This window comes from Bacteroides sp. 51, from assembly GCF_010500965.1.
Taxonomy (GTDB): Bacteria; Bacteroidota; Bacteroidia; order Bacteroidales; family Bacteroidaceae; genus Bacteroides.
In genome coordinates this window covers 1-2,662 of record NZ_QVMI01000081.1, presented here as the reverse complement: position 1 = coordinate 2,662, position 2,662 = coordinate 1, and the positions used below count along the sequence as shown (strand labels likewise).

The 2,662-nt window shown below is 51.3% G+C and carries 1 protein-coding gene and 1 pseudogene; both read right to left on the bottom strand.

Features of this window, described 5'->3' with window-relative positions; translation table 11 throughout:
- Positions 1-189: 189 nt before the first annotated feature.
- Entirely contained in the window at positions 190-1,830 is a 1,641-nt protein-coding gene (locus D0T87_RS23515; RefSeq protein WP_163178585.1) for a DUF3575 domain-containing protein, read from the bottom strand.
- A gap of 166 nt (positions 1,831-1,996) precedes the next feature.
- Positions 1,997-2,662 (bottom strand): annotated as a pseudogene (locus D0T87_RS23510) (hypothetical protein); the annotation flags it as partial.

The window sequence follows — 2,662 nt, the reverse complement described above, 5'->3', positions numbered from 1 at the left end:
CATTGTGAATAGATTTTTCTTTTTCATGTTCATTAAAAAATTAATTTGAATAAATAACAGCCTCACCCCGACCCTCTCCAAAGGAGAGGGAGGACGGGAATAGTCCCGATGTGAAGTGCAGCTGCGAAATTTTAATATAAAGTTTAAATACAAAGTTTCTACTGCATAGCTCTTACTACTGCATAGCTCTTACTCCCTCTCCTTTGGAGAGGGCTGGGGTGAGGCTTGGCTTTTCTCCAACTCCTGTGCATTACGCCCGGCCTCCTTGTTTCCTTCCGCCTGTGCCCGGGCGAAGCAATCATCTGCGCGCTTCATATCCTTTTCCAGGTAGGCCAGTATCCCGGCATTGTTCCACCAGGCGGTGCTACGTTGGTTTACCCGCGCCAGGTAACGGGCCGCCGAAGCGGCATCTTTGCGCGCCAGCGCACTGGCGGCAGCATTCAGGTTCGCCACATCATCCCCGGGGAAGAGCCGAGCCGCGGTTTCAAAGACTTCGTTAAAGGCGGCGGTGCCCGGTTCATAGGTGTTCGCAATGAGGAACATCTCATTTAAGGAGAGATTGCCCGGGTTACGTTTGAACACTTCTTTGCCTTTTTCTAGGGTAAACGGTGCAACGGTATAATGTAACTGGTAATCGGTGCGGCGGAGCTGCGGGTAGATGTTTTCCAATAGGTAGCGGTAGGCTGAGCCACCGTTCAGGGCTTTCAACCGTCCTTCGGCTGCATCATAATCGGCTGCACCGGCACGGATAATTTCAAGCAGGGCATACTTATCCTGCATATAAGACTGGCTGACCAGTGTGTCGAGCATCGCCCAGTCCTCGCCCCGTCCGCTAACAGAGAACAGGTTTTCGGGAAAGCCGTACAGGGCTTTGATCTGCTTTTTCAGGGCGTCGGCACGTTTGCCCGAGAGGGTAAGGTTAGACCCATAGCCGCCTTCGGGGGAAGCGTAGCCGGCTATCCGGATACCGGTGATGTTAGCATCAGGGTCTTTCCTTACGGTTTCAATCAGCGTATATATCTTTTGCAGTTCCGCAGCATTGTCTTTATACCCAGGCGTGATCTCTGAGCGGCCGGCGGCAAAGTCCAGGTAGGCTTGTCCGGCTTCGTTGCGGTGTTTCACAGCCTCCGCCTGCGGGGTAACGAAGCTGGCAGTAAACTGCGGCTCATAAACCACTGTATGTACCGGAGCAGGGGCAACAGGTGTCTGTACCGGTGCGGCAGCAGCCGGTTTCTTCTTCCCGCCAAAGGTGTAGATCAGCGTGATACCAACTTTGGTGGGACCGAAATAGTTCTTATTTCCACTGCCCAGGCGATCACCACATGTACCACATGTGTATTTATCATAATCCAGGTGGGCATAGCCCAGTCCCAGAGTCGCCTCCATCCCCAGGTGGCGGGAGAAGTTCCAGCGGTAGCCATAGCTGGCACCGATTCCCGCACCCCAACCCTCGTAACGGCTGTCGGCCATATTCTGCGAAAAAGGTCCATCAGGCAAGCGGCTTACATTATAAAACGCATAATGTGCATGCACACCAAAGAAATGCCCCTTAAAGGCTTCGGTGGTCCACCAGCGAAACTCAGGTTGCACCCATACATGTTTCCACTTCCTGTTTCCCGAGAATGTCCACGGGTTCCAGTTCACCGGCAGCTCAAACGAGGTACGCTCCCCGGTACGGAACTCCAATCCCAGATTAAAAGTACCCGTAGCATCATACAACAGATTCGTCTTCAGACCAACATTCCCCGGTATCTCCCGCGATTCAGTCTCCTGAGCGTTTATATTTGTTACTAATAGCAACAAAGCCAAAAATATAAAATTACTTCTCATGTATTTTAATTTTAAGTTTTGAATTATGAATTCTGAATTACTTCTTTAATCCTTACTTCCTACCCCTTACTCTTTTTGTTCTTACCCCTAACTTTCAACTGTCAACTGTCAACTGTCAACTCAATAAGCTGTCAACTCTCAACTCTCAACTGTCAACTATCAACTGTCAACTGACAATCACGTAAGTGATTGTGTATTCTATCCTCCTCAACCGTGGATACGTCTCCCGGCGCAGTTGCTCGTAAAAGTCGGGCCATTCATCGCGCAGGCGCATTTCGCGCTCATCGGCATCGCGCATGCCGCGGATAATCTCAAGAATCATATATTTCTTTATATTATCCGATGCAGCCACCAAACGGTCGATAGACAACCAGTCTTCGCCCCGTCCATCTGCGGTAAAGAGCGTTTCGGGCAGGGTATGCACAATTTTAAGATGGTCGCGCAAAGCCAGCGCACGGTCGGCCGAGAGCAGGATATTATCCGTAGCATACCCTTCGGGTGAGGCATAGCCCACCAAAGAAATTCCTGTAATCCGTGCATACGGGTTCTGCTGGATAGATTCGATTAACTCATGAATCTTACGAAGTTCACGGGCATTATCACCAAAATCATAATCAATCCCACTACCCCCTTGCACATAGTCCAAATAAGCCGTCCCCTCTTTCACGCCCTCGGCCGCGGTCGTGACGACCGTTTTGGTCGCGGCCGGAGCCGCGGATGATGTGGATGGTGTGGATGGTGTGGAGACCACAGCCGCAGTGAGGCCGTCTGCGGCCGTGGTTTTGGCGGGAACGTCCTGTGATGCTGTTTGTGTCGTCTGCTTGGCCGGACT